Here is a 21,591-nt window from a genome sequence, read left to right as displayed (position 1 = left end):
AAAAATCTTCGTTTTTCTGTGGCAGACCGGCATCTGGATTGTTTTTCCGCTGTCGGTCACGTGAATTTGATTTTCAGCTTGAGTCTATTTGGCCTTCTTGAATTTTCTTATGTGATCAACTATGGAGAATAAACTCATGTTCAAATCGATACGGATATGTTGAATGCAGGTTTGAGGATAGCTGTTGCAAATAAAATATGTTTTTAAAATGAATTGAATCTTGGTCATCCATTTCAAATCCCGTTAATTCGGCTTAATTTCGGATTAAATTATCCGAGAATCTTCATATTAAAATTGTGTTATTTTTAGATAAAATATTTCTACGCTTTTAAATCCGATATGGGTAATATTGTATAGTGGATTTGAAGAAAATAGCTAAAACAACACGTGTTTTTCATCTCTTTTTCTTTTTCAAAAATAGAGTTGCCGGTGACGGGTTCCAAGATGGGTAGAAGGGGCAGAATCATGGTTCTGCCACGTCAGTCTTCATACCGTGAGATAATTAGATATCATTTTCAGGGGTGCGGGATGCTTCACCTATTGATTCGGGTAAATCAATCGATTCTTATGCTGGAAGTACAGGTTACTCCGGATTGAAGTTATTACTATTGCTAACTATCATTTAATAAATTTCATTATGCAAAAACAAACGTATAGAATACAAAGCCGGATCAGGATTACATGGCTATGTTTGGCATTTGTATTTCTTGGTTCGGGAACTCTCCTGGCGCAAAGCTTCAGCGTAAGTGGCACAGTCCGGGATGCAGCCGGGGAAACACTCCCCGGTGTGAGCGTTGTGGTCAAAGGCACAGCCAAGGGAACGATTACCGATATGGATGGCAATTACACCTTGACAAACGCAACAGGCAGTGAAACATTGGTGTTCTCATTCATTGGCATGGAAACGCAGGAAGTCGCCCTAAAGAACAAACAACGGGTTGATGTGGTCATGCAAACGGCAACCATTGGGCTGGAAGAAATTGTGGCCATTGGTTACGGTACGGTTAAGAAACCCGACCTGACCGGTTCGGTTGGGGTGGCGCCGGTTACCGACATGGCCAAAGCTGCGGCAGTGAGTTCGTTCACTGAGTCTTTAGCGGGTCGTATGGCGGGGGTACAGGTCAGCGCAAGCGACGGGCAACCCGGGTCTGAAATGAATATCGTCATCCGCGGTGTGAGTTCGTTGACCCAGAGCAATACCCCCCTGTATGTCATTGACGGCTTTCCGGTCGAAAATCCAAGCACGGTATCGCTGAACCCGGAAGAGATCGAATCGCTGACGGTATTGAAAGATGCGTCCTCCACAGCAATTTATGGCTCGCGGGGGGCGAACGGGGTTATCCTGATCCAAACCAAAAGGGGCAAGGCCGGCAAGCAGGTAATCAACTTCTCCAGTTCTATGGGGTATCAGTTAAACCCGGATCCCGTGGAGTTGATGAGCCCGTACGAATTTGTAAAATACCAGGTGGAGTTTAACCCGGTTAGCTACAACACGCCGGCCTATTTTGCCGATGGCAAAACCCTGGAAGACTACCGCGATGTGAAAGGGAATAATTTTCAGGATTATTTATTGCGCACCGGGAAATTACAGACACATAACTTATCGATAAGGGGTGGGACCGAACAGACCAAGTATTCCATCTCTGGTTCCATTTTCGACCAGGAAGGCGTTATCATCAATACCGGCCTTAAACGGTATACCGGGAGGGTAACACTTGATCATTCCGTAAGTAAGAAAATAAAGGTAGGCATCACCGTAAATACGAGTGATGTAAAACAATACGGGCAGGTTGTCAGCCAGTCGCCTACCGTAACGAACCCCACCACTTATATATTGGCCAGGACCTGGATGTACCGTCCTGTTTCCTATAACCCGGATGTGGATATTCTCGATGAATTTTTTGACGACAATGTTGCCGCCGGGGACTACCGGGTAAACCCGTTGTTGGATATGAGGAACCAGCACCAGATTTACAAGTTAAATCAGTTGAATGCCAACGGTTATATCAGTTACGAAATTGCCAAAGGCCTGACGTTTAAAGCAACCGCCGGCATGCTGAGAAATGATATTACGCAGGAACGTTTCAGTAACTCAAAAACTTCACAGGGAGGCGCCCATCCGGGTAACCTGAACGGGGTTAACGGATCAATCCTGAACAGGTTGTCGATCACGTATTCCAACGAGTATACCCTAACCTACAAAACGACCATCAAAAAGGACCATACCATAACTGCATTAGGCTTGTTTTCGTTGAATGGAACGGACTTTTCTTCCAATGGGTACAGCAGTAAGTTTTTGCCCAACGAACAACTTGGCATGGATGGCCTGGACGAAGGGGTTGCCTATGACCCGATTTCCGGTTCAAGCCAGAATACGATGGTGTCGTACGCCGGGAGGCTGGACTATAATTATAAGTCGAAATACATCATTACCGGTACATTCAGGGCCGACGGGTCTTCCAAATTTATCGACCACTGGGGATATTTCCCCGGGGTGGCTTTTGCCTGGAACATGCACAAAGAGGTATTTTTTAAGAGCCTGTTTCCATTCGTTTCCACATCCAAATTCAGGGTCAGTTACGGGAGCAACGGCAATAACCAGATCGGGGATTTTGAACCTTACCAGCGCTTAGTCCAAACGACAAACGGTTATTCTTTCAATAACCAGACGCCGACAGGGGGCGTGTATGTCGCGGCGGTGGGCAACCCGGCTTTACGGTGGGAGAAATTGAACACACTCGATATGGGGTATGAGATCGGGCTCTTTAAAGATCGGATATCGTTTGAAGTTGATTTGTACCGCAAAACCACCGAAGACCTGCTGTTGAACGCGATATTGCCTCCGACAACAGGATTTGCTGCTGCCGTAAAAAATATTGGAAAGATGCGGAATGAAGGGCTGGAATTTACCCTGAATACCGTTAATGTTTCAAAAAGGTTGTTCAGTTGGAAGTCTAATTTCAATATCAGCTTTAACCGGAATAAGGTGATGGAACTGGCCGACGGCCAAAAAAGCCTGCCGACACAAGTGCCTTTTGTATCGCAATATTCGCGTCCGCTTTATCTGGCAGAAATTGGCAAACCTGCAGGCATGATGATCGGCTATATCTGGGAAGGCAACTACCAGTTTGAGGACTTTGACAGCCCGGCTCCGGACGTATATGTCCTAAAACCGTCAGTCCCAACCAACGGCACGGCAAGGAGTTCCATTCAGCCGGGCGATATAAAATACCGCGACCTGAACGGCGACGGTATTGTAAGCGATGCCGATGTCACCTTTATCGGCAGGGGACAGCCAATACATACGGGAGGATTTACCAATAATTTTACGTACAAAGGTTTCACCCTGAGCGCGTTTTTCCAGTGGTCGTACGGAAACGATATTTATAATGCCAACCGGCTGATCTTTGAAGGTAACGGTGTTTTGTACGCCAACACCAACCAGTTTGCCAGTTACGCAAACCGTTGGACGCCCGAAAACCCGACCAACGAGAACTTCCGCGCCCGCGGACAGGGCCCTATCGGGTTTCATAATTCAAAAGTCGTTGAAGACGGGTCCTACCTGCGCTTCAAGACCTTGTCGTTAAGCTATTCCATTCCGGCCAAATACATTAAGAAGGCGTATCTGAGTAGTTTGTCACTCAACTTCTCGGCCCAAAATGTTGCCGTGTGGACCAACTATTCAGGCATGGACCCCGAAGTCTCTGTCCGAAACAGTGCGCTCACACCGGGATTCGACTATTCTTCTTATCCAAAATCGCCAACCTATGTTTTTGGTGTCAACATGGCATTTTAGAAACCTAATAAAAAATTGAACGACATGAAAAGGATATATTATTATACACCTGTTTTGATTTTCCTGATGAGCCTGGTTTCGTGCAAGGACTACCTGGAAACAAAACCGACCGATTTTCTGAACCCGGGGAATTTCTATACAACCGAAGCGCAGTTGAATTTCGCAAAAGCAAGTGTCTACAACAACCTTGGGGCAAACCAGTTGCACGGGGCATGGGCGAATTACCTGTATGACTGGCACGGGGAAGAAGGATACATGAACCGATTGATTATCCATCCGGGAAACTATTTTTATAGCTCATCTGAGAATTATAGTACCGGCCTTTGGGGCAACTTGTGGGATGGCATAAACCGCGCCAATGTGGTGCTGGCCAATGTCGATAAGAACCCGGAGATTGCCCGGGAGATCAGGGACGCGGTCCGCGGGGAAGTGCTGTTGTTAAGAGCGTACTATTATTTCACGCTGGCGCAATATTACGGCGGGGTTCCTTTAAAAATAGAACCAACGTCCTCGGTGATCGAGGTGGATGTTCCGCGCGCAAGCCTGGAGGAAACCTACAGGCAAATCATAAAAGACCTGGAAGATGCAGAGCCTTTGGTGAGAGGAATTGCTGAACTTGGCTATGGTGGTCAGGTAAATAAATCAGCAGTCCGTGGTATGTTGGCCCGTGTTAACCTGCACATGGCCGGGGCGCCGCTGAACGATAAAACCCGTTATGCCGAAGCCCGGAAGTGGGCAAAAATGGTGATGGACGATGCTGAGGCCGGACATGATTTGAATCCAAGTTACCCGGACGTCTTTATCAAATTGGCCCGGGATGAATATGATATCAAGGAAAGTATTTGGGAGGTGGAATTTTGGGGCAACCGGCAGGACCAGTACATTGAAACCGGGAATATTGGCGCTATCAATGGTATCAGGTGTGCCAATCAGCCAAATGGAACCGGTGGGGCAGAAGCCTATGTGAATATTACATCCCGGTTTTACGACGTTTTTGAACCCGGTGATAACCGAAAATGGTGGAGCATTGGCCATTTTTACTACCTCGGTACCACGGCGGCGCCTGTGCCTAATGGTACAAAAAATCTGTATAACATCCCGGCCACCCAAGAAGAAAAAAACAGGGCACAGCGGTTTTACCCGGGAAAATGGAGAAGGGAATTTGAAGTCCTCTATCCAAAGCACAGCGTGACAACACCCCAGAACTATCAGATTTTACGGTTCAGCGATATCCTGCTGATGTTCGCTGAGGCCGAAAACGAAATCAACGGCGGGCCAACCCCCGAAGCCATTGAGGCGGTTAATCGCATCAGGAGACGGGCCTGGTCAACCGGTGTCAAAACGATCACCGTGACTAATGGCGGTTCCGGGTATACTTCAGCCCCGGTTGTTACCTTTTCCGAAGATGCTGGCAGCGGCGCAACAGCCACGGCGAAAATATCGGGAGGAAAAGTCACGACAATTACATTAGACCGTGATTTGACCGGTATCCGGTATTTCCAGGAAGGCGATTATTCTTCTGCCCCGACCATTACGATTTCGGGCGGCGGCGGAATCGGCGCCGAGGCAATCGCTACCGTGTACAGCAAAGAAGAAGCTGACCTGACTGCCGAACAAACCGCTTCAAAAGAAAGTTTTCTCTCCCTGATCCAGGATGAACGGATGAGGGAACTGGGTTTCGAGAAATTCAGAAAAGGCGACTTGTTGCGCTGGGGAATTTTCCTTTCGGTTTACCAGGAAATGACCAACCGATTAGAACAAGAAAGCCCCGGTGCCCTGATCATAACAAAATTTAAAAATGCCACGGAAAGGGATTTGCTGATGCCTATCCCGGAAAAGGAAATCACCACAAACCGGGCAATGGTACAAAATCCCGGCTGGAATTAATTTAACCTTTAAACAAAGAGTATGAAGTTCAAATATTATCATATGATCATTGGATTGCTCGTTATGGCATCCTGTGAGCGGGAAATCGAAGTCGACATGCCGGATTTTGATGTGACAACCAACTCCGCCACTTACCAGGTCGGGGAAGAAATTACCTTTGATATAAAAGGGGGAGATGCCCACATTATTTCATTTTATTCCGGCGAAACCTTAAAAGATTATGCCTTTAAGGAAGGACGGGTGGTTAATGTGAGCGGGGCCGGCGCCACGATGCAATTTCAAAGCAGTGTACAGTCGGGCACCCAGGCCAACCAGCTTTCGGTTATGGCGTCTTCCGACTTCAACGGTGATTACAGCAGTGTTGAAACTGTCAAAGCCGCTACCTGGACCGATATCACCACGAGGTTTTTGTTAGGCACTAACGCCACCTTCAAAGCTTCGGGCAACGTGGATATATCGGATTTGATGGTTGACGACGAGCCCATTTTCATAGCGTTTAAGTATGTCACGCAGCCGCAGGAAATAAATGGCCTGGCGCGCCAATGGTTCATTCAGAGTTTTGTGGTAACCAGTATTGCAACACTTGATGGTTCAGTAGCTTTAAATTTGACCGACCAGGTAGGCGCCGGTTTCCGGATTATTGATGAAAACAAAGAAAACGCCCCTGCCCGGGCCAGCGTAACAAATACCCGTGTGACCCTTTATGGCAACGAATACTATTCTCCGAGCCATCCAAAATATGTCCCCGACAGTCCGTATAATGATCCGCTCAGCGAACATTGGGCCGTAAGTAAACCGATAAATACAACTGAAGTCGACCTTGGGCCCGACTGGGCAACAGCGATCAAAGGCCTGTCCAACCCCGAAGTTCACGTTTACCGGTATACCTACACGAAGACAGGGACCTATAAGGCTGTTTTTGTTGCGTCCAATAATTCAATCGATGATGAGAAGAAAATCATCAGGGAAATTACACTGACCATTACCGAATAGCAAGCAGATGCCAAAAATGCTGTTTAACGGATTTGGTGCGTATTAATGAGATTAGCAATGGATATTTAAAAGGGAAGATACCCGGATTTATGGAGTAATTAATCTTAAATAGGAAAAAAATGGGTTACAAATTCAATTTCAACCGAGTCAACAGACAAGTTATCCAGGCTTCGTTCAGTTTGTGTTTAAGCCTGGCCGTACTAACTGCTTTCGCAAGCGGGAACCAATCGGATAAAAAAAAGACTGTTTCCGGTGCCGCTTCAAAAAACCTGGTGGTCAACAGCGATGCATCACAGGGAATAGCTAACTGGAAAAACGTTGAAACAATCCTTAAAAAGGGTGGTCCCGACAAGGCCCGGTATTTTGAGGTGGAAAACAGCACGAGTGTAAACAGCCTGGAATTTATCTCCGTGGATGCCACCAGCCAGTACCAGCTTTCTGCCATGATCAAATCAGGCAACGATAAAATCAACAATGTGTATGTGGGACTGTACCAGTTTGACGAAAACAAAAAAATGATCGCGTCAACGGCAGTGAGCCCGGTCGAACAAACCGAAACCACATTGGAGGGCAATGTTGCAAAGGGAGAAAGTGTCGTACGGGTCAAGGATGCATCGAACTGGGAACCGGTATTTTGGGAGAAACGACTGACAATTGTTTTCGACGTTGACGACAGCGGTGAATACAAAGACCTGCCAAACCCAAAATTTTATACGGTGGAAAAACTGGTAAAGAAGGATGGTTACTGGGAAGCGACCCTGGCCAAACCGCTCGCGTCTAATTTCAAGTCCGGGATTAAAGTGCGCGCACATTTGCTGAGCGGCCAGTACATGTACGTGTTTAACGCGAAAAAGAACTTTCCGGAATGGACGAAAGTTGAAGGGACCATTGAGCCGGTTGTCAAATCCGGCGCCCCCAGGAGTACATTCTGGCCTGGCACAAAATATGTTCAGGTGTTGGTCCTGGCCAATTTGGGACAGAAAGATGGCGAGGTCCTTCAGTTTACCAACATCAGCCTTGAAAAAGTAGACACAAAATAGGTAGTTTTTAGAATTAGTAGTAAAGGTCAGAAAATGCCAATTACAGGGCCCTCTCGCAGGGTGCTTGTAATTGGCTTCATTTCCCTTTTTGTTTTGGTCCCAAACAAAATGCGCCTGAAATAAAAGGGAGGCCTGCTACCGGCCGCAAAGATGGCCGGCAACAAAAAAAGTCAAAAATTCCATCAAATTAACTTACGAGGATGATCAAAAACCTAAAACATATCACGTTCATCGTTTGCTTGGCTTTTGCCGCCGTTTTCGGACAAAGGGTAAGCGCATCGGATTATATTTATAAAGATGTGGTGGATGTCAAAGAATTCGGCGCGGTGGGCGATGGTGTTACCGATGACACCGAAGCTGTTCAAAAGGCATTGAATTATGCCTATAAACAGCGGAAAAACATCATTGTGAATACCATGAAAGGATGGTATAACGGTAGCTCGGAGGCCGCATACCCTATGGTTATTTTTCCTGCCGGGACTTACCTGCTTTCCAATACATTGGTGGGGTACCGTGAAATGTATTTAAAGGGTGTGGGAAAGGCTATCCTGAAACAAACCAACCCCGAAAAAGCAATTTATTATCAGCACAAGGCCTACCGCTCGATTATCGAGGATTTGACGTTTGAGGGCGGACGGAGCCATATCCAGGTCTGGACCAACAATGGAGACCAGTCGAAGATGATCGTGTCGGGGTGCAAATTTAAAAACTCGAGTTCTGAAGCGATCTGGTGCGATTCCTTTAAAAGGCCAATCGCGGGCGGCGGATTTGTCAATGTCGGTCCCTATGTTGTTGAGCAGGATGCATACGGCTTTCTCAAAATCATAGGCGAAGAGGACTGGTCGGATGTTGTACACCAATACAATTCGACGATCATCAATATTTTTGACAATGAGTTTAAAAATTGTATCCGGGCATTCAGTATCGATACTGATGGGCTCATTGTAAAAAACTGTAAGATAGAAGCAGCCCCGGCCTGCGAGGGGGGAGTGATGCTCCTTCGCGGCAAAGTGGAGCTCAAAAACCTGAACTGCAGCGCGCCCGATTCAGACCATCCGCAATATTGGATCGAAGGCAACACGGTGTTGTTGTCCTGCCGCAACTCCACATTTAACTCCGTGCGGCCCATGAGTGTGGTTAAACTTATTAGCCGGCCGTGGTATATGGGAGGCACGCTCATCGTGAACAATTGCCAATTCAATAATGTTTGCGGTGGTTGCCCCGACCCCGGGATTATCGCGTTTGACGCCCTTCTCACGGTCTTTTCGTTTTTGGAGAACGAAGACCTTTCGGGGAAAGATGTGAAAGCCGTGGTTTGGAATATACCGGCCACTGCCGAAACGTTTGAAGACCAGCGGTATTTTAAGCTGTTGCCCATCGAGAGCCAGTTTCATTATATGTTAGACTACAACAGCAGCAATATCGACGTGTCGATGCCCGATGCAGCCCTACCATATGTGCGTACTGCCCCATCGCAGCTATCACTGGCAGAAAAGCAAAAAAGCAACGACCCTGTTTTCTCCAAAAAGTTTCCAAAGTCGTTTCCCCATGTCTTGTATGCCGGCGACTACGGCATAAAAGCAGACGGCATAACCGATGACTCCGATATCATACAACAGGTGCTGGATGAGGCCGGGCGCACACCCGGGACTGCCGTTTTGTTGCCTCCAAAGAGCATCAAGATTGGTAAAACCTTAAATCTGCCCGCTTCGGTGACCCTTATGGGCAGCGGTTTTTCGTTCCTGACCGGAGATAGCACGTTTAACGCGTTCACAGCCGAAGCGTATGAAACGCTCGCATTTAAGAACATCGGCTTGCGCGAATTTTCCAACGGGATGAAGATGAGCCCGGGTTCATCGACAAAAAGCTCGGTGATGGTGAATAACTGTAATTTCTATGATTGCGACACGGCGCTTGTTTGCGTGGCCCCGTCGGCAACCGAAAATGCCACCCTTCAGGTGATCAACAGCAATGTGATCAGCAAGACCTTGTTGAAATCGAACACCTTGGTGAAGTTCTCAAACTTCTGGGGGCAGAATAATTTCTTGACTGACAGGAATGGCTTTTTCGAGAATCTGGCCGGCGGTACCCTGATTATTGAGAGTATGCTGGGTGTTCCCCGGGCCATGAAAGGCGATACGATCAAGGGCGTGGCGTGGACGTTAAACGACAGCTTAAGGTGGGTTGACAATTACGGCAAGATCATCAGCATTGATAACCGGTTTGGCGGGGAGTCAGGAGGCGTTTGCGCCATTTACAACATGTCGCCGGATGCAACGATCTCTTTTGAAGGCGGTTACGACCAATGTTACGACATGTATACACAGAAGTGCAATTCTTATTTTGTAGCAGCCCCCAACTCAGCGCTTTACCTGAATATCATGGGCATACCCGGCGAAATTGGAAATCCTACACCCCCGGGACGACAGTACGTATGGAAACTGGCCTCCGGTGTAGCAGAACCGCTGCCCGGGTCAATATACATCGGAAATGTCATGATCAACCAGGATTGACGAAATTAAAATTAATCAGCATAAATAACCATTTAGCATGACGACAATCAACAGGAGGAATTTTTTAGGCAACACGGCTAAGATAGCTGCTGCCGCTACGGTTTTCCCGCTTTATTCATTTGCGGGCGACAAAAAGCAGGCACCTTCTTCAAAAACAAAACTCGCTATGGTTGGGACGGGCGCCCGCGGGATTTACAGTTGGGGGATACCGGTGATTGAAAATTACAACGACCATGTCGAGATGGTCGCCTTGTGCGATATCAACCCCAAACGCATGGAAGTTGCGAAGGAAATGATGGGGGTCAATGCCAAAACATACGAAGCAAAGGATTTCGACCAGATGATCCGGGATACAAAACCCGATTTGGTGATTGTCACTACAACCGATTGTTTTCATGAACAATACATTGTGCGGGCATTGGAACTTGGCTGCGATGTCCTCTCGGAAAAGCCACTGGCCATCAGTGCGGAGCAGTGCCAGCGTATTGCCGACGCGGAAAACCGAACCGGAAAGAAAGTTTACGTGGGGTTCAATGTCAGGCACATGAATGAGTCGATCGAGATGAAGAAAATACTTCAATCGGGGGAACTGGGCAAGATTATTGCCATCGAATACCAGGAATGCCTCAATACCGACCACGGGGCACAATACTACAGGCGGTGGCATGGTAAAAAGAAATATTCAGGGTCTTTATTGCTGCATAAATCTTCACATCAGTTCGACTTGGTAAACTGGCTTCTGGATGCGGAACCGGTTGACGTTCAGGCCATCGGAAAGCTGGCATTTTACGGAAGCAATAATGGTTTCCGGGGACGCAATTGTCGTAGTTGTCCGTTCACTGATAAATGTAAGTTTTACTGGGACATGACCAAAGACAGCAGTTCCATGAAATTATATGCTGATTGTGAAGATGTGGATGGATATTACCGCGATGGTTGCGTCTGGGACAATGAAATTGACAGCTACGATACGCAATCGGTACAGGTAAATTACAGCAACGGCACCCAGTTGACTTATTCTATGAATACTTACCTGCCATTTGAAGGGCAATTTATTTGTTTTTCCGGCGAAAATGGAAGGTTGGAAGTACGTTTAAATCATAAACAACCATGGCAAGTACAAGGCGATACAGAATTTAGGCTGACCAAGGACAGAGAAACAAGCAGATTTTGGGCATTAAGTTCGGCAACCGGGGCACACGGCGGGGCAGACGACCGGCTACGGGATGCCATTTTCGTTCCGCAAACGCCTGACCCGCTGGGCAGCCGGGCCGGGAGCCGGGCCGGGATCCTATCCAGCCTGATTGGGATTGCAGCCCGTCAGTCTATCGAAACCGGGCAGAAAGTAAAAATAGCTGATCTGGTGAATTTTCCGGAGTCCTGGAACGGATAGGTTAAAATATCCGGTTAATTCCGGGATAAAATAAAAAAGCAGGTCAAATAGCCTTATGAGAAAAGGTTGCCCCAATCGGACGAATGGTTTATGGCTATTTCCTGCTTTTCGCAATGTGTTTAATTACTGGATCACCTTTGAACAAAGTTGTTACGTCTAAATTTCGGGCATCAATCTGAAAAAAATAAACAAGTGAAACATTTGTTGACGATTTGTTTGTGTATTGGCATTTTAGTTTTACAGGGAGCGTGTGAGAAGAGGGCGAATAATCGAAGTTCTCATCAGTCGGCAATTGGCGTTAGCCCGTTAAAAACGGATAGCCTGCCTACAGTTTTTACAGAAAATCATCCAGACATCGTGGCAAGCCGGTTAAGACACGAAGCCTCCATGAGATTCATGCAGTTTAACCTTCCGGAAACCAGGGAGGAATGGGAGATATTTAAGTCCCGGTTAAGAAAGAAGGTCATCGATAAAACCGGAATTTTTGTCGATCATAACCTGCCTTTGGATATGCACGAAACAGAGAACATTCAAATGGAAGGTTATAAGGTCAAAAATATATTCTTCCAAACCCTGCCGGGATTGTATGCTACGGCTAATCTGTATGTTCCGGATGGTGAAGGGCCATTTCCTGCGGTGATAAAAATGCACGGCCATTTGCCAGAGGCCAAAATGGCGCCCGCAGTGCAGTCGGTAGCTCATTCGCTGGCTTTACAGGGATATGTGTGTTTGTGTATTGATGCCTTTGGTGGCGGGGAACGCGGTACAATTCATGGTGAATTTGAATATCACGGGACCAACCTGGGCGCTTCGCTGATGAATATTGGAACGTCGCTGCTGGGTATCCAGGTTTCCGAAAATATGCGGGGCATCGATTTACTCTGTTCATTGCCTTACGTTGACGCTGAAAATATCGGGGCCACAGGCGCCAGTGGCGGGGGAAACCAAACTATGTGGGTTACTGCTATGGACGACCGTGTAAAAGCTGCATCGCCAGTGGTAAGCGTAGGGACATTCGAATCCTATATCATGGGATCAAATTGTGTATGCGAGTTGGAAATCGACGGGCTTACCCTGTCGGAAGAGTCGGGCATTCTGGCTTTGGTGGCTCCACGGGCCATTCTGATACAAAATCACACACAGGACAGTAACGCTGCTTTTTTACCTTCCGAAATGCTGAGAACTTACGCGAATGCCAAGCCCGTGTTTGAGATGCTGGGGGCCGGGGATAATCTGAAGTATCAGCTTTTTGACCTTATCCACGGCTACGCACGGGAAGACCGTGAAGCGATGCTTGGTTGGTTTAACCGCCACCTGAAGAAAATTGGCGATGGCTCGCCGGTAAAGGAAAATGATTTCAAAACACTCGCCACGGAACAGTTGATGGTATTTGCCCCGGGAGAAAGAAACCTTGGGGTTGCCAGTATACAGGAGTATTGTAAGCAAAAGGGAAGCGAGCTTAAAAATGAATTGTCATCTCAAACCAAAATTAATATCGACCTGAAAAGGAGCGAATTGAAAGATATTTTAAGGATTGATTCCCTTTCCGTCATAAAAAGGGTACATCCGTATTCCTGCAAAGATGGTTGGGACAGGTTTGCTTTGGAGACGGTCGACGGCAAACTCATTCCCCTGTTACACATGGCACCGGTGAACAAAGCGCTGGGGTACACTATTTTGTTTCATCCTAACGGGAAAGATCAGCTATTATTTGAGCTAATTGACGACTTAAAACGAAAGGGCTCGGGTATCGTGATCGTTGATCTGTTTGGTACGGGTGAAGCCTCATCGGCCGGCGCCAATGCATTTGACCAGGGAATTCTTGGCCCGTTTCACACCTTGGCCCGCGCTGAGTTGTGGTTGGGAAGAACGGTCATGGGCGAATGGGTAAACGAGATCAGTTTGGTTGTGAAATTTCTGCAGGAAAACTGCTCCGTGGAGATTGTGAACTTTGACGCCATACGGGAAACTGGACTGGCCGTTTTGTTTTACGCCGTCCTGTATGACGGGAAACCCGGGCACATCATTTTGCGGGAGTCCCCTGCCAGCTATCTTTTTGATGCCCGCGAAGGGCTTCAGTTTTTCTCGATGGCCATTCATTTGCCGGGCATTCTTTCATGGGGCGATGTTTCCCTGGCAGCAGCCATCACCTCAAAAGACATTAAATTTATTGATCCGGTAACTGTTTCAGGGAATTCACTGTCCGGGAATCAATTAAAAGAAGTAGCGTTTGAATTTGACACGCTGAAAAAAAGATACGGAAGTCGAGGGAGTATAAGATTTAACCATGAGATGGAGTCTGTTATCAAGTAAGTAAAGCTTTGATAAATGAAATGATGAGAATCTGCTGTTTCGAATATGAATATTAACGAATAAAAATTTAGAATGTGAAAAAGAAATTAGAAGTTGTGGATGGCGGTTCTTTGTCGACGCGCGACACCGTCATTTCCATAGTGATTATTGCATTATTGTTTTTTATTTTCGGTTTTACAACCTGGATTAATGCGATTTTAATTCCTTATTTTAAAATTTCATGTGAGTTAAATAATGCCCTGTCGTTATTGGTGGCTTTTGCCTTTTACATAGCCTATTTTGTGATGGCCATACCGGCGGCGCACTTATTAGAAAGAGTTGGGTTTAAACGAGGGATCATGATCGGTTTCTGGATTATGAGCATTGGCGCCCTTATTTTTGTGCCTGCCGCACTGACTCGTACTTATTGGATCTTCCTTTTGGGGCTCTTCTCAATCGGAACCGGTTTGGCCATATTGCAGCCTGCGGCCAATACCTACATCACGATAATTGGTTCGAAGAAAAGAGCGGCACAGCGGATGAGTATTATGGGTGTCTGTAATAAAACCGCCGGAATTATTGCCCCCTTATTACTGGCCGCAGCTATACTCAAGCCAACTGACACCGAGCTATTCAGTCAGTTGCCAATTATGGACGAGTTCGCAAAAAATGCTGCCTTGGACGAACTGATCCAAAGAGTCGTTGTACCCTATTCTGTTTTGGCAATTATCCTTTTTGGGCTTGGATTGATGATCCGATATTCTATTTTGCCGGAAATAGATACCAATCATGAAAATCCGGCAATAACTGATGCAAATTTCGGTAAAACCAGTATCATCCATTTCCCTCACCTTATTTTAGGGGGAATTGCAATATTTCTTCATGTGGGATCACAGGTTGTTGGAATCAACACCATAATCGGGTATGCCCAAGCATTAGGATTACCGTTGCTGGAAGCAAAAGTATTCCCGTCATATATTTTAAGCATAACCATGTTGGGGTTTTTGTTGGGGATTATCCTTATTCCCAAATACATCAATCACCTCAATATACTTCGTATATGCACTACATCGGCTATTGTGCTGACCCTGTTATTTTTTATCGTGCAAGGTCGGGTTAGGTTTCTTGGACATACTGCTGACCTGTCCATATGGGTTCTGGTGCTTCTAGGTCTTTCCAATTCTTTGATGTATTCTGCAATTTGGCCATTGGCCCTCAGTGAATTAGGGCGGTTTACCAAAATGGGAGGATCCGTCCTGGTAATGGGATTAAGCGGCAGTGCAATTGTCCCGCTTATTTATGGGTATATTGCTGACCTTCACAATCCCCGCATCGCATACTGGGTGCTTTTGCCATGTTATGCATACCTGGTTTATTATGCCTATTACGGTTACCGGGTCAAACACTGGTCCTTGAAAACTTTAGCTTATTCATTAATCGTTAAGTAAAACTTAAAACAAATTATGAATTCAGAAAATACACTTTTGAAGATATTTAACGGGCAGGTAATAACTCCAGTCGGCATCGTCGAAAATGGGACTGTTATTGTTAAGTCCGGTATTATAGAGGTGGTTGCCGAAGGTAATTTGGATGTACCGGGAGCCGCAGAGCTTGATGCCAAAGGTAAATATATTGCACCCGGGTTAATTGACATTCAGATCAACGGTTTTTTAGGGGTTGATTTTTCGGACCAGAACTTGACTATTGAAGACTTGCACAAGGTTACAAAGGCGTTGTGGAAAGAAGGTGTTACAACATTTCTCCCTACTCTAATTACCAATGATCAAACGAACCTTAAAACGAGTTTTTCGGTACTTGCCAGTGCTCTTGATGATGAAGAAATTGGATTGTCTATCCCGGGTTTCCATTTAGAGGGGCCCTATATTTCCCCGATTCAGGGATTTCGGGGGGCACACCTTGAAAAATATATCCGGGAACCTGATTGGGATGAGTTTTCGGAACTGCAAAAAGCAGCCCGCAACCAGATTCGGCTGATAACGATTGCGCCGGAGATGAGTGGTGCCATCCCCTTCATCCGGAAATGTAAAGAAGCAGCTGTGATTGTTGCCTTGGGACATCACAACGGCTCGGCTGATATCATAAAACAGGCTGCCGATGCCGGTGCTTCTATGGCAACGCATTTGGGAAACGGTTGCGCCAACCTGATTGATCGTCACCTTAATCCATTATGGCCACAGTTGGCAGATCCCCGCATTACTGCCACGATTATTACTGATGGATTTCATCTGAATCAAGATGAAATACAATGCTTTTATAGAATGAAAGGTCTTGAGCACACTGTGCTTGTATCAGATGCATTGGATCTGGCTGGTCTTCCTCCGGGCGAATACATCCGGGTAGAGAGAGTTGTTGTGTTAACACCCAATGTAGCAAAATATCCGACCGAAAATGTACTGGCGGGAGCAGCAAGTCCACTTGTTGTGTGCGTCTCGAATATGATGAAGTTTGTGGGATGTAGACTTGATAATGCCATTCAGATGGCCACCGCTAATCCAGCTAAATGTCTCAATTTTAACAATATTGGTGAGGTCAAGCAGGGCAAGCGCGCTGATCTGATCCTGTTTGATTTCGAAGAAGGCGGTATTTCTATTCAAAAAACCATATTGGCAGGTAAGGAAGTATATTCAAAGAACTAATAAACAGTTTAAATTTTATAAAGAGATAGAGATGGAACTTGTAATTTCAGAGACTAAGCACGAGCTTGGTAAAAAGGCTGCCAAACAAGGAGCCGATTTAATTCGTAAGGCAATCGCGGAAAAAGGTTATGCAAACGTCATTGTTGCCACCGGAGCTTCCCAGTTTGAAATGCTCAGCGAATTGGTTAAAGAAGATCTTGACTGGTCGGTGGTATGGGCATTCCACCTGGACGAGTACATTGGGATACCGGAAAGTCACCCGGCATCATTCCGTAAGTACCTCAAAGAGAGGTTTGCAGATGTTGTCTCGCCATGTGAATTTATTTACGTGAATGGCGAAAATGATCCGCAAAAAGAATGTACCCGTTTAGGTGAGTTGATCAGTAAACACCCGATTGATGTTGCTTTTGTGGGCATTGGAGAAAACAGTCACCTGGCCTTTAACGATCCGCCGGCCGATTTTGAAACGGAAGATGCCTACCTGGCTGTTAACCTCGACGATAATTGCCGACGTCAACAGATGGGCGAAGGTTGGTTTCCTACGATTGAGGATGTTCCAAAACAAGCTATCAGCATGTCAGTAAAACAGATCATGAAGTCGAAAGCAATTATTTGCAGTGTTCCCGACAAACGAAAAGCAGATGCAGTTAAAAAAACTGTCGAAGGGGAAATCTCGCCGGCCATTCCTGCATCTATCATGCGCCGGCACACGGCAATCTGGCTTTACCTGGATAGAGATTCAGCTTCGCATTTATCCTAAAAACAGATGTTCTGGTCGTTTATGCTTCCAGAGAGCCTGAGAGAAATGATTATAAACACAAAAAAGAGTTAAAGATGTTGAAAATACTTAAGCTGAGTTTTTGTTTTCTTGTGGTAATGGCTTCAGGCATACAACCTGGTTTTTCTCAGGAGAATAAAGATGCAGTTAATTTGCTTTTGAACCCGTATTTTGAATTCCATTCATTCACCAATCATCGCGATGGCAAGCCGGAGGTTTATTCTTCGGGCAATGTTGCATTCTGGAATACGGAGGCTTGGGGAAATATTCAGGTAACCCGTGAATCACATGTGGCCGATTCGGTTCGCCCCCGGTTTTCTACACATAATTTGGTGGCCATACAACCCGGTAAAAAGTTTTGGCAGTTTTTCACGCTGCCCGAAGTCGGGCTGGCCCATGGCGAACAGCTTAATTTATCCGTGTATGGCTATCAGCCCAAAGGAGATATGCTTAAGGCAAAGATTAAGCTGCTGAAACTGGATAGTGAGGACGGGGAATGGAGCCCCGTGGATTTTGGCATGACAGATAAACGAACTTTTCCGAAACATTCGCGGGGGGATCTGGTACTTGCAAAAGAATACAAGACTGCATCGGCACATCAGGGAAGTGTAAAATTGCAGATAAAGGGTGCTGAAATCATTGGGAAAGTGAGTGTTGACAATAAATCACATTCGGGTGATGTCAATACGATTGCCGTTCAAATTGAGTTTGAGAATTCCGATTCTACGGAAACGGTATGGGTCTATTCACCAAACCTGACAAAGGTGGGCGACGGTTTAAACGCTCTTCCTGAAAGTCGTAAAATGGAGCCCACATACCGGTACATTCCCCGGACGATCCAAAAATTATGGAAAGGGGAAACCATCCATATCATCGTGATGGGATCGAGTATCGATCGGGGCAGCGCTAACCCGCCAATGTATTTGTATGATGAAAACCCTGAGTCGGAAACCTTTAAACAGCCTCTTTCCGAAGGGCTATTCGATGCTGATTTGGCCGGGAGGAAGGACCTTGACGGTTACTTTGGCCAGTGGAGGCATTATTTCAGTCATGCGGGGAGGTTAAAACTCGAACTCATGCGGAAGTTTAACCTTCCGGCAAATAAAATTTGTTTGAACTATATGGCCTGCGATGGCTCTTCAGTTGGTGAGGCACATTCCGGTCTGGCTGAATATTTCAGGCTTTCGTTGCCACCCGATCCCGAGCTTAATGGCCAGACCAAAGGGAAAACATGGGAAGAGTTATACCCCGGCTTGTTTTCCAGGAAGGAAGGGCCTGCCCCGGACTTGGTCATATTTGGAAGCGGTGGAAATGAAAAGACGGACACACCGGATGAAGTGGCTGTCTTTGAAGGCATGATCCGCTGGATCCAAACCCATTACCCCAACACGGAGTTCCTTTTTGGCCAGTTTATGAATTTCGGAGGTCATACGCCCAGTCCGGGCGATCTTCAGGCGATTGCATTACGATACCAGATACCGTTTCTCGATTATGGCAAAGTTGGCGATGACCTGGTCCGGTGGTGCAACCAATATGCCTTTGTGCCGATTGACGGTCACCCGCAGGCCGCAGCACATTTCATCTGGTTCAAACAATTTGAAAAGGCCTTTGAATGTTGGGATCCCATTGTCCCCGGACAGGTTCAGGTTCAGTTGCCCGAAAGGATTCATCCGAATGCCTACGGTTGGGAAGGCGATATGGTAACCTTTGATAAAAGTAGCAACCGCATAAAGGGTAACCGGTTTATTTTTGAAGATGTTGCCGTCAATTGCTGGGGAAAAGTGGACGGGGACAAACCCGTGCCTTATGTGGATGGGGTGAGGTCAACGTATGAGTCACGCAGATCGTACCCGGAGCGTGATGTGCGAAATTCGATGTTTCGGTTTGGCCATGCCAGGTTGGGCGACAGGCATATCATAGAAATTGTTGGAGAAAATGCGGAATTAACTTATGTGGATGCAAAAATTTGTCCGAACAGGCGGATGCTGACCGTTGATAACCCAAGCTGGAAACTACCAAAATCGAAAATTGAAAATTTCGTATCAGAATGGGGTGCGCCTTACGGATCGAAGAAATTGATGCTGAAGCCCGGACAGTCGATCGAAATTGAAGTTGCCTGTACCGATCTGTCCGTGGCTTATGTTGACCTGCCCGAGGGAGGTGTATTGGATGTGTATATCGATAACCAGTTGAAATTATCCCAACCGACCAACCGGCCTTTTATTGACGCGGACAAGAATGCCAGCTTTATGGAGAACCGAAAGGGAATTCTGGATCTGGGCTTCGGCTTGCACAAAGTACGCTTGGAAGCCAAAGAGGCCTCGGTTGCCGTTTTGGGAATATTTACCTACGATTCGCGTTCAAATCTTGATTCGGAGCGTAGGTTTATGGGTTTAGCCACTGGCGGCGAAACGCTGAAATTTCCGATACCTTTCCGGACCAGGCCCCTGGTCACTTGCTCAGGAGGGTTATCTGTAAAAACTGAAGATATCGCTTTAACAGAAGTTAAATTTTCAGGCACCTCCGGAACGTTTGAGATCATCGGGGAGTGAAACCTTCATTTCTGACAAAATGAAGCGGGGTTCCCGTGTCATTTCAACACCGGCCATGCATGGAAAGTATAACCTATGTCTGATCTGCATTTCCCGGCAGGCAAGGCCATATCCGAAATCCACGGTTATTCGATGAGAAACAGGTACAATATTAAAATTGTGTCATTTCCGGATAAAATTGTTTTACCCTATTGGGGCAATTCGTCGTAAAATTACAATGCAGAATGGATATAAAGGTGTTAGGACATAGCTCTTTAATGAAAAATGCAGCCTGATTGCCGGACTTAACCAAGAAAGATAATCGTTGACAAAGAAAGTCTCTTTTTTGATGAATAGTATGATTTTATTTTTACGGCATCAAAATCAGGGCAGCATGGAGTTGACCGCTTCTTCGTTAATGAGGTGGGTAGGTTTTAAATGAAGATATAAAATGAAACCCTATGAAGCAGTTTCTGATTGTTATTCTACTGTTTACACAATTTGTCGTTTCGGCACAGGACAACGGGTTGTGTATGGGGGCTTTTTGGACGGAAGATCAGGCAAACAAAATCATGAAAAGCTGGGAAACCGAATGGAAAACACAAGCCGATTGGGAGAAACGGGCTGAAGCGATCCGGCAGGGACTGATCAGCGGGATGAAACTGGCCCAAATGCCCAACCCGGGCAACCATTTTAGCCCGATCATCCGGAACACCCGGACCATGGACGGGTATGTCGTTGAAAACATTGCCATCGAAAGTTTTCCGGGTTTCTACATCACAGGCAACCTTTACCGTCCGGTTGGCGCGGATAACAAATGTCCGGCTATCCTGAGCCCTCACGGCCATTGGGACGACAGGCGCATGAGCGCAGACGTCCAGATACGCTGTGCAGCTTTCGCCCGGATGGGGGCTGTGGTGTTCGCCTACGATATGATTGGCTACGGGGATTCAAGGCAGGTATCGCATAAAATCCCGATTGGCCTTTTGCTCCAAACCTATAACAGCAAGCGGGTTTTGGATTACCTGGTTTCCCGCCCGGATGTTGATCCCGAAAGGATTGGGATAACAGGCGAGTCGGGTGGGGGGACCCAAACGATCATGATCACGGCGATTGACGACCGCATAAAGATTTCTGTTCCCGTGGTGATGGTGTCGGCCCATTTTTTTGGCGGCTGTACTTGCGAAAGCGGAATGCCTGTGCACCGGAGCGAAAGTCACCAGACCAACAATGTTGAAATTGCTGCTCTTTGTGCGCCTCGTCCCATGATGCTGATTTCCGATGGCGGAGACTGGACCAAAAACACACCCCGGATTGAGTTCCCGTACCTTCAGAAAGTATATGCGCTGTATGATGCTGAGAGCAAATTGGATAATGTTCATTTCCCGGGCGAACAGCACGACTATGGCCCGGCAAAAAGATACCCGGTTTATAACTTTTTCAGTCATTACTTGAAAATTGATGCGAACAAATTACCGTATAATTATGGCTTTGACGAGAGTTTTGTGACGATCCTGCCGAAAGAAGACCTGAGGGTCTTTAACGCGCAGCATCCAATTCCTGCCAATGCCTTGATGGGAGATGCCGCGGTGACCGGTTATTTGAAACTGAAATAAATTTACCTAAGGCCGGGGACCTAAATTGTTGGCCCGGTTTAACCAGGATACGTTTATGCCTGTAAAGATTACTGACAGTATAAAAATTAATTTCA

The 21,591-nt window shown here is 46.5% G+C and carries 12 protein-coding genes; all 12 read left to right on the top strand.

The genetic code is table 11. The features are described 5' to 3' along the window. The first annotated feature begins 637 nt into the window (after positions 1–637). The 12 genes from ACOIT5_RS05095 to ACOIT5_RS05040 all read left to right on the top strand — a co-directional run bounded on the left by ACOIT5_RS05095 (position 638) and on the right by ACOIT5_RS05040 (position 21,496). The gene (locus ACOIT5_RS05095; protein ID WP_423129384.1) at positions 638–3,796 is read left to right on the top strand and encodes a SusC/RagA family TonB-linked outer membrane protein; all 3,159 of its coding nucleotides are present in this window, start codon (positions 638–640) and stop codon (positions 3,794–3,796) included. A 24-nt stretch (positions 3,797–3,820) separates the two neighbouring features. Then, complete coding sequence (locus tag ACOIT5_RS05090) at positions 3,821–5,683, top strand: RagB/SusD family nutrient uptake outer membrane protein (RefSeq protein WP_423129383.1); 1,863 nt, start codon at positions 3,821–3,823, stop codon at positions 5,681–5,683. 21 nt (positions 5,684–5,704) lie between these two features. Further along, positions 5,705–6,676: a DUF5017 domain-containing protein gene (locus ACOIT5_RS05085; RefSeq protein WP_423129382.1), complete on the top strand. Its 972-nt coding sequence runs from the start codon at positions 5,705–5,707 to the stop codon at positions 6,674–6,676. A gap of 119 nt (positions 6,677–6,795) precedes the next feature. Then, a complete protein-coding gene (locus ACOIT5_RS05080) occupies positions 6,796–7,716 on the top strand; it encodes a hypothetical protein (RefSeq protein WP_423129381.1) in 921 nt (306 codons plus the stop codon). A gap of 200 nt (positions 7,717–7,916) precedes the next feature. Beyond that, the gene (locus ACOIT5_RS05075) at positions 7,917–10,229 is read left to right on the top strand and encodes a glycosyl hydrolase family 28-related protein (RefSeq protein WP_423129380.1); all 2,313 of its coding nucleotides are present in this window, start codon (positions 7,917–7,919) and stop codon (positions 10,227–10,229) included. 37 nt (positions 10,230–10,266) lie between these two features. Then, on the top strand, positions 10,267–11,622 hold the full coding sequence (locus tag ACOIT5_RS05070; RefSeq protein ID WP_423129379.1) for a Gfo/Idh/MocA family protein: 1,356 nt from the start codon (positions 10,267–10,269) through the stop codon (positions 11,620–11,622). A gap of 192 nt (positions 11,623–11,814) precedes the next feature. Further along, a complete protein-coding gene (locus ACOIT5_RS05065; RefSeq protein WP_423129378.1) occupies positions 11,815–13,935 on the top strand; it encodes an alpha/beta hydrolase family protein in 2,121 nt (706 codons plus the stop codon). Between the two features lie 74 nt (positions 13,936–14,009). Further along, positions 14,010–15,362 (top strand): sugar MFS transporter, encoded by a 1,353-nt coding sequence (locus ACOIT5_RS05060; RefSeq protein ID WP_423129377.1) that lies wholly within the window; start codon positions 14,010–14,012, stop codon positions 15,360–15,362. 15 nt (positions 15,363–15,377) lie between these two features. Then, positions 15,378–16,571, top strand: coding sequence for an N-acetylglucosamine-6-phosphate deacetylase (gene nagA / locus ACOIT5_RS05055; protein WP_423129376.1), 1,194 nt, complete (start codon positions 15,378–15,380; stop codon positions 16,569–16,571). Positions 16,572–16,602: 31 nt separating this feature from the next. After that, on the top strand, positions 16,603–17,331 hold the full coding sequence (locus ACOIT5_RS05050) for a glucosamine-6-phosphate deaminase (RefSeq protein ID WP_423129375.1): 729 nt from the start codon (positions 16,603–16,605) through the stop codon (positions 17,329–17,331). A gap of 74 nt (positions 17,332–17,405) precedes the next feature. Next, the gene (locus tag ACOIT5_RS05045) at positions 17,406–19,901 is read left to right on the top strand and encodes a hypothetical protein (RefSeq protein WP_423129374.1); all 2,496 of its coding nucleotides are present in this window, start codon (positions 17,406–17,408) and stop codon (positions 19,899–19,901) included. A 440-nt stretch (positions 19,902–20,341) separates the two neighbouring features. Beyond that, positions 20,342–21,496, top strand: coding sequence for an alpha/beta hydrolase family protein (locus ACOIT5_RS05040; RefSeq protein WP_423129373.1), 1,155 nt, complete (start codon positions 20,342–20,344; stop codon positions 21,494–21,496). Positions 21,497–21,591 lie beyond the last annotated feature (95 nt).

Origin of the sequence: Gaoshiqia hydrogeniformans, from assembly GCF_049347105.1 — a bacterium.
Classification (GTDB): Bacteria; Bacteroidota; Bacteroidia; order Bacteroidales; family Prolixibacteraceae; genus Gaoshiqia; species Gaoshiqia hydrogeniformans.
This window is presented reverse-complemented; position numbering and strand designations above follow the sequence as displayed.